The organism is Streptomyces sp. NPDC001450, assembly GCF_053597295.1.
In genome coordinates, this window is record NZ_JBSFHY010000097.1 from 1 (window position 1) to 8,546 (window position 8,546).

General features: G+C 70.1%; 4 protein-coding genes. 2 read left to right on the plus strand and 2 right to left on the minus strand.

All coding sequences use genetic code 11. From position 1 onward, the window contains the following. Positions 1–210: 210 nt before the first annotated feature. Positions 211–2,910: a LuxR C-terminal-related transcriptional regulator gene (locus tag ACWC5O_RS44620; protein WP_450592400.1), complete on the minus strand. Its 2,700-nt coding sequence runs from the start codon at positions 2,908–2,910 to the stop codon at positions 211–213. 471 nt (positions 2,911–3,381) lie between these two features. Further along, the gene (locus tag ACWC5O_RS44625; RefSeq protein WP_450592401.1) at positions 3,382–4,704 is read right to left on the minus strand and encodes an alpha/beta hydrolase; all 1,323 of its coding nucleotides are present in this window, start codon (positions 4,702–4,704) and stop codon (positions 3,382–3,384) included. A 536-nt stretch (positions 4,705–5,240) separates the two neighbouring features. Between ACWC5O_RS44625 and ACWC5O_RS44630 the strand changes: the two genes are divergently transcribed. Beyond that, the gene (locus ACWC5O_RS44630) at positions 5,241–6,869 is read left to right on the plus strand and encodes an NAD(P)-dependent oxidoreductase (protein ID WP_450592403.1); all 1,629 of its coding nucleotides are present in this window, start codon (positions 5,241–5,243) and stop codon (positions 6,867–6,869) included. A gap of 3 nt (positions 6,870–6,872) precedes the next feature. Next, positions 6,873–8,384 (plus strand): FGGY-family carbohydrate kinase, encoded by a 1,512-nt coding sequence (locus ACWC5O_RS44635; protein WP_450592404.1) that lies wholly within the window; start codon positions 6,873–6,875, stop codon positions 8,382–8,384. Positions 8,385–8,546: the final 162 nt, after the last annotated feature.

Genomic DNA, 8,546 nt, shown 5'->3' on the forward strand with positions numbered 1-8,546 from the left:
AGAACCGCCAACTGGGCGACGTCACCACACTCACCGACTCCACGGTCATGGACCTCATCCAGACCAAACTCCCGGCGGCACCCAGCGAGGACTGAGCGGCCGACCGCTGCGGCGGCGCAGTACGGCCTCCCGGGCGTGATGCCTGGCGCGCCCGGGCAGGCTCGACGGTGCCGGACGGCGTTCACCGCCGTCCGGCCTACGCCTTTGTCTTCATGTGCCGAGGGCGTCGGCCAGTCCCGCCCGCCCGGTGATGCCCAGCTTCCGGTAAGCACGGCTCAGATGAAGCTCCACGGTGCGCAGTTCCACGAACAGCTCCTCGGCGATCGACCTGTTGGTCATGCCCTGCGCGGCCAGCCGGGCTACCCGTCGCTCGGCCTGGGTCAGTGCCCCTGTGCCCTGCGCGCCTTGTGACGCGGGACGGTAGCCGCTGCCGCGCAGTTCGTCCTCGGCTTCCCGGACGATCACCGTAGCTCCGCACCGCTGGGCGACTTTCAAGGCCTGTTGCAGGTGAGTACGGGCCGCGTCCGGTGCTCCCTGCCGGACGAGCAGCACGCCGCAGTCCAAGAGCGCTTGCGCGTAGGCGTGCCTGCAGTTCGTGGTCTCCAGGAGCGTCACTGCCTCACCGAGCAGACGTGCTCCTTCATCACCACCGGCGAGGAGTCCTGCCGCGCGCAGGGCCGAGCCGACCGTCTCGGGGACCCCCCAGGCGCGGGCCAGCCGGAGTTCGTCGTCGGCGAGTTGGCTCGCTTGCCCGTGCTCGCCCAGCAGAGCGTGCGTCAACGCGGCCTCCGAGCGCCACGGCAGCACGGCCGGGTGTCCCAAACCGCGGGCGCAGGCTCGTTCCCCGCTGTCCAGGAAGTCGGCGAGCGCCTGCCGCAGCCGCCCCTGTGCGCGTCGTACCCGGCCGCGTACCAAGGTCGTGAAGTCGTTCGCCCAGTGGGGTGCCAGGCTGCCGTTGAGGCCCTGTCGCTCCAGCAGTTGCTCCGCCTCGTCGGCACGTCCCTGCTTGACCAGGGCATCCGCCCACATGGCCGCACTGTGGTTCGCCGGCGCCCGCACGCCCACGCTGCGCAGCGCGTCCAGCGCCGTGCGGGCGTCGCGGAGGCAGTCGTCCACGTTGCCGAGGCGGTAGTGCGCTCCTGCTCTGAGCGTGTGCACGTAGCCCCGTGCCAGTCCGGATCCCCTTCCCCGCTGCCGTTCCATGCTGGCGTCGACGCGGGAGAGCGCGAGTTCCGGACGGCCGGCCACCGACACGGCCAGCACCGCGCCGGTGTACACGAAGGACTCGTCGCCCTTCGGCATCACGCCGTGTGCCAGGGCTCGTCCTGCGTGTGCAAGCACGAGTCGGGGTGAGCCGCAGGTCATGACCTCCCGCAGGGCGAGCAGGGCTTCCAGGGCGTGCTCGGATGCGGGTCCCGGGGCCGGGGAGGCGCTGAGCTCCTGGAGGCGGTCCCACTCCGGCGTCTCGGGGAAGCCGTGCGTGATGCCGGCGTACAGCAGGTCGATCTCGGTTCGCAGGGCGTGGTCGGGATCGCGCGGCCGCAGCTGGTCGATGGTGTCGTGCAGCACCTCGATGCCTTCCGGATACCGGTTGAGGGCGAAGAGGGTCGTGGCGAGTGATCGAGCGGCCTTTGCATGGGTCTGGGGCGGCAGCCTCAACTGGAGACTGCCGCGAAGGCTGCGGACGGCCGTGCGCGCGCACAGTCCCAGCTCGGCCTCCCCGAGCGAGATGAGGACGGACGCTCGTACGTCGTCCCGCAGGGGCTCTTGCAGCGCCCGTCGCAGGCAGGCGATGGTGTTGTCGCTGTCGTCTCCTCCGACCTCTTCGGCCGCCCGCAACAGTGCCTCAGCGACCCACTTCTCACCCGGACGGCACTGCAGCAGGTGAGGGGTGAGTGAGTCCCAGGGCGCATGGGTGTCCAGCAGGAAGCGCGCGGCACGGGTGTGCAGGTCCCGCCGCATGCCAGGCGCCACCTCGTTGGCGACCGCGGCGGCCAGCGCCGGGGCGGGAAAGCGCGGCCCCTGCGGGGTGTGCACCACGATGCCGGCGCGGTCCAGCGTGTGCAGCACGTCTTCGACGGTGCCCTCGTCAAGGGCCGTCACGTGGGCGAGGAGGGACACAGCGGGATGGCCGGACAGGACCGCGACGGCAAGAGCGACGCTGCGGACCTCCTCGCCGTGCGAGCCGATGTCGGCCAGCACGGTCCGCCCCAGTTCCCCGGGCACGTGCTCCAGGATCCGGGCGGCGGCGGCGCCGTCGGGGGCGATTCCCGAGGCCCGCACCGAGCCCAGAACGCCCTGCAGGACGGAGGGGATTCCCGAGGTGGCGTCCAGGCACGCCTGAAGGAAGGCCGGCTCCGGATCGACGCCCAGCTCCGCTGCTGCCATGACCCGTACCTCGTCCGCACCGAACGGGGTCAGAGTCATCTGATGGTCGAAGCAGGGGAGCAGGTCACCGATCACTTCGCGGCCCGGGGCGGTGCCGGCGTTCGGCACCAGTGCGGCGACGACGGCGGGCCGTGAATGGGGAGAGCGGCGAAGGAGACGGCCGAGCTGACGCAAGGAGGCACTGTCGGCGAGGTGGAGATCGTCGATCACCAGGACGGCCGGGCCCTGCCCAGGGGCGCACAGGCGCTCCTCCGCCCGCACCAAATCCTCCGCTTCGGTGAGAGCGGAGAAGCCGTCCCAGCAGGCGAACAGACGGCGGAGCAGGTCGAACTCGCCGTCCGCCGGGTCACCTGCCGCACGCAGTACCCGGAACCCGCGATGTACCGCTCCCTCTGTAAAAGCGCGAAGGAGTGCCGATTTTCCGAACCCTCTGTCACCCCGCACAAACATTTTGTTACCGCGGGTGGGCAGGGATGTCAGTTCATCCAGAGCCGCGAGTTCTTGCTGTCTTCCTATCAACACGATTGCTCATTATGAGGGTTTCGATGGTGCGCTCATCCCGGCGCGCCGGAAGGGCCGGGAGAACCGATGGCCGCGGAACCGAAGTCGTCCAATGCTTCGGTAGGGTACGGGTGTCCGCGGCTCCACCTCCGTGGTGCAATCCACCTGCGACAACAACGGTCCGACACGTAGCGGTTCTTGTGCCTGTACGGAATGTCACCGGGGCCGTCCAGTCGGCGGGTTCAGGGATGCAGGGGACAATGCGGGGGCGACGGGTGCGCCAGAAAAATGCCACCGCATATTGCACCGGGGCATGGGCGCTCGCAGGGTCGGTCATATTCACCGTCTTGCTCATAGTTGCGTCTTCTCCAGCGAGCGAGTCGTTGGAGTGCGCCGTTCCGCCGGAACGGCGCCCACACCTTCGATCGGATTGCCTGCGGGCCGGGACGGACGCGGGCCGTCCCCGGCGCCCCGTTCGCAGTGTGTTCCGGGCTATTCGCAGTACGTTCCACGGGAGGGAACGATGTTCCACAGCAGGTAGTCGTCCACCAGCCGGGTCAGGCAGGGGTTGCCGGAGGCGTAGGCACCGTGGCCCTCACCCCGCATGCCGATCTCCACTCCGACGCCCTTGCCCAGGGCGCGTGCGAGCCGCCGGGCGTTGGCGAAGGGGGTGGCGGGATCGCTCGTGGCTCCGATGACGAGAACCGGACCGGCGCCGGGTGCACGGACGTTCAGGTGCTCGGATCTGCCGCGCACCGGCCAGTCGTCGCATGCCCTCATCGTCCATGCGACGTACTCGCCGAACACCGGCGAGGTCCTGCGGAACCTCGGCAGGAGCTCGGTGATCCGGTCGTCGCTGACACGTTCACCGCTGTCGGCGCAGTCGACAGCGACCTGCGCTGCCTGGTGGGAGCTGTAATGTCCTTCAGGATCCCGGCCGTTGGAGAGGTCGGACAGGTCCAGCAGGATGTCGCCGCGGCCGTGCCGCATGGCCTGGTCCAGCCCCTTGGCCAGGATGCCCCACATCTGCTCGCTGTACAGCGCCGTGGCGATGCCCGAGGTGGCCAGGTCCGCCGTCAGCTTCCGGCCGCCGGCCGCCGGCAGGGCCCGTGCGTCCAGGCCGTGCAGCCAGGTCGCGAGCCTGCGGCTGCCGGCGGAGACGGTTCGCCCGGTCGGGCAGTTCTTGTTCGCGGCACACTGCATCATCCAGTGGTTCAGCGCGAGTTGGAACTCCGCGGTCTGCTGCAGACCGGCGTCGATCCGCCCGAGAGTGGGGTCCACCGCTCCGTCGAGGACGATGCGGCCGGCTTTCTTCGGGAAGAGGTGCACGTATTCCGCCCCCAGCAGCGTGCCGTAGGCGATGCCGAAGTACGAGGTCTTCCTGTCACCGAGGACCTGTCGCATCAGGTCGATGTCACGCGCGGCGCTCTCGGTGCCCACGTGGGGGAGGACGGCCGCGGAGTTCTTCTGGCAGGCCACCGCGTACCGTCTCGTCTGCGCTGCGTTGTACTCCCGCTCCTTGGGCGTGTCAGGTGTGGTGTCCCGGGCGTAGAAGCGGTCGAGTCCGGCCCCGTTCAGACAGGTGATGCCATGGCTTCGTCCGACACCACGGGGATCGAAGCCGACCAGGTCGTAGCTGTGCCGGAGCCGTGCGAACTCCTCGTCGACGGCCGGCAGGACGTCGACCCCGGAAGCGCCGGGGCCTCCGAAGTTGAAGATCAGCGACCCGATGCGTCTGTCACGGTCGAGGGCCTCGGCGCGCACGAGGGCCAGACCGATCGTCCGGCCTCGCGGGTGGGCCCAGTCCAGGGGCACCTTGAGCGATGCGCATTCCCATCCTTGTCCCGGCGCCCGTCCCGGGCCCTGGGACGGCGCAGGCTCGGGACACCTGTGCCATCGGAGGTGCTGATCCGTCAGGGACCGTGGTGGCACGGCCTGTTGCGCAGGAGCGGAACCGCCTTGTGTGCTCCTGCACCCGGGCACGGCGAGGACCAGCAGACTCAGAGCAGCGCATGAGAGGCGTCGCTGCCACGCGGGTCGTGAACGGGGGAGAGAAGCGGAGGGAGACGGAGCACGGTGCTTCATGAGGTGTGGTTGTGCCTTTGGTGGAATCGCGGACCGGATGAGCCCATGCGTTGCGCCGGCGTCTGTGCCAGGTGGCACCCGGACGCCCGGCTGAGGGCTCCCTCTATCGAACAGGCTCGGCGAGGGGTCGCCCAGACGCCTTCCACCGAAGAGTCCTAAGTGTTCGGTCTCGCGTGTGGTGCGGAGCCGATCGCGGACGAGCGCAGCGGATGGGCACCTGTTCGCACCGCCGCAGTCGTGCAGTGTGGCATCTGCCCGACCGGGAAATGGCACGCTTCGAGAAGTTCGACCACCCCATCATCGAGAACGAGGTCGCCGCCCTCACACACGGCAAGGGCAAGGTCCGCTATGCCGACGCCGAGGCGAGCGTGGCCGAACAGAGCCGGAAGGCGAAGGACGTGGGCATACCGGTCATCGCCTACGACCGCCTGGCGCAGGGCCCGATCGACGCGTACATCTCCCACGACAACGCGCTCGTCGGCCAGTTGCACCTCGCCCGCTGTCAGCAGGCAGAGCTCATCGCGCGGCAGCGAGGACCCAGGCCCCACGCTCTAGCAGGCCACCGGCGACGACCAGTGCGTCACCGACCGCGCCGACACGGTCGGCGCGACGTTCGGCGGCAGTCGGCGCACCGCGACGAGTCCCCGGCCCGAGTCCCCGGCGCGACCATCCGCAGCTGGTTGGCGGTCATGCTGAACTGCCCGGCGACCGTCGCACCCGACACCACCGGCGCAACGGATCACCCGGCGGACGCGTTCGGCGGCTCGGTGACGACGCCGGGCGCCCCGCATGCGCACGTGGGACGATTGCCGAGGACGGGAGAGGGGCACCTCTTGGAGGCCTCGTTGCGTGTTGTGATCGTCGGTGACCGTTTCATTCCTGCCGAGTTCTATGTCGACGCCCTGGCGAAGGCCTGTGGCTCGGGCTTCGGGCCGGTTCACGGTGTGGAGTGGCCGGGGACCAAGGCGGAACAGCACGCGGCGCAGCAGACCATGGAGTGGCACGGCCCGGAGGCCGTGGCGGTGCCCGATGAGATCGTGGAGGCGGTGGGAGAGGCCGAGGTGCTGGCGGTGCACTTCGCTCCGGTGCCCCGTGCGGTGCTCGTGGCCGCCCCCGCGCTGCGGGCCGTGTGCGTGGCACGCACGGGGCTGGAGAACGTCGACGTGGCTGCCGCGACCACCCGCGGAGTGGGGGTCGTGCCGGTGTTCGGCCGCAACGCCACGGCCGTGGCCGAGCTCGCTGTCGGTCTGATGCTGACGGAGGCCCGGGACATCGCCCGGGTGGATGCCTCGGTGAAGGCCGGCGGCTGGCGCAAGACCCTCGGTCGTCCTGGCCGCGAGATCGGCGACAGCACGGTCGGAATGGTCGGCTTCGGCCATGTGGGGCGCGCGTTCGCCACGGTGCTGCGCGGCTTCGGAGCGCGTCTGATCGCCCACGATCCGTACGTGCCCGACGCCGTTCTGGCCGCGCACTCGGTCGCCCGCGCCGACAGCCTGGACACGGTCTTCCGCGAGTCCGACTTCGTCCAGGTCTTCGCGCGGTTGACGGCCGAGACCGAGCGCTTCATCCACTCGCGCCACTTCGCGTTGATGAAGCCGACTGCCTACTTCGTGAACACCGCGCGCAGCCGGCTGATCGACACCGCCGCCCTGTACGACGTACTGGCCGCCCACCGCATCGCCGGGGCCGCGCTCGACGTCCACGACCAGGAACCTCTCCCGGCGGACAGCCCGTGGCGCCGGCTGGACAACGTCACGATCACCACGCACTTCGCCGGTGACACGACGACCACGAGTGTGCGCTCGGCACGGCTGGTCGCCGAAGCCATAGCGGAACTGTCCGCCACGGGCCGGTGCGTTTCCGCGGTCAACGCCCGTGAGCTGGGGTGGGTGTGAGCGGTGGCCGGCGATCTGGTCCTCGGTGTCGACGCGGGGCACACCGTGACCAAGGCCGTGCTGTTCGACGCCGCCGGCCGGCAGGTGGCTCAGGGTTCCGGTACGGTCCGGCTCGACACCTCGCATCCTCGCTGGGTCGAGCGGGACATGGACGATGTGTGGCGAACCGCCCACCAGGCCATCAGGGCGGCTCTCGCCGCGGCCGACGTGGAGGGCCGGGCCGTCGCCGCGGTGGGTCTGACCGGCCACGGTGACGGCCTGTACGTCGTCGACGAGGAGGGCAGGCCGGTGCGAGCCGCGATCGTCGCCATGGACACGCGTGCCGAGCCGGTGCTGGCCGAGTGGCGTGACACCCCGGTCTGGGACCGTGCCCTCACTTTGTCGGGCACGGTCCCCTTCGCGGGTTCTCCGGCCGCCCTGCTGGCGTGGCTCGAACGTCACGAGCCGGCCGTGCTGGAGCGGGCCCGCTGGCTGCTGTCGTGCAAGGACTGGCTGCGTCAGCAGCTGACGGGCGTGGTGGCCACCGATCCGACGGACGCCAGCGCCTCCTTCACCGACATGCGCCGGGGCGGATACTCGCAGGAGCTGCTCGACCTGTTCGAGCTCGGGCGGCTCGCCGCCAAACTGCCCCCCGTGCGGGCCTGCGAGGCGGTGTGCGGAACGGTCACCCCGCAGGCCGCGGCCGTCACAGGGCTCGCCGCCGGTACGCCCGTCGTCACCGGCGCCCATGACGTCGACGCGGCGGCGCTGGGGATCGGCGCAACCGACGTGGGCCAACTGTGCCTCATCGCGGGGACGTTCAGCATCAACCAGGTGGTCTGCGATCACCCTGTCACCGACGTCCGTTGGCAGTGCCGCAGATTCCTGTGTCCCGGGCGTTGGATGATCATGTCCACCTCGCCCGCCTCGGTGGCGAACCTGGAGTGGTTCCTGCAGGTCACGGGTGCACCAGCGGGGCACCGGGACGACGCTTACGACGCCTTGAGCCAGGAGGTCGTGGAGCACCTGAAGGGTCCTTCGGAGGTGCTGTTCCATCCGTTCGTCTACGGATCCCCCCACCAGCGGCCGGCCTCCGGGACCTTCCTCGGCCTGCGCGGCTGGCACGACCGCGGGCACCTGCTGAGGGCCTTGATGGAGGGTGTCGTCCTCAATCACCGGTGGCACGTCGACGTGCTCCGCTCCCACCTGCACCTCAGCGGACCTGTCAGGCTGACCGGCGGCGCCGCGCGCAGCGCCGTCTGGAGCCAGATGTTCGCCGACGCCCTGCGCCGGCCGGTTCTGGTGACGGACGTCGAGGAGAGCGCCGCCCGCGGGGCGGCCCTCCTCGCCGCCGGTGCCGTCGGACTGCTCGGCGACGGGACGGACCCGCGCGCCGTCGCTCCGATCATCAGGCGCCATGAGCCGGCCGCAGGCCGCGTCGCGGTGCTTGAGGAGGCCTACCAGGCCTACCGGGAAGCCCAGGAGGCTCTCTGGCCCGTCTGGGCCCGCCTCGACTCGGCGAGCGGGACGGAGTGACCAGCGCTTGGGAGCGCGCATCGACGGCAGGCGACGGCTCTCCGTACACGGGACGTAACCACAGCCCTTATCACATTTTCTGTGATTTTCTCGGGAAAAGTATTGCATATCAACGCGGGTGGGCGTAGACAGGCATTCAGGACCAATCGCAGCCCGGCTCTC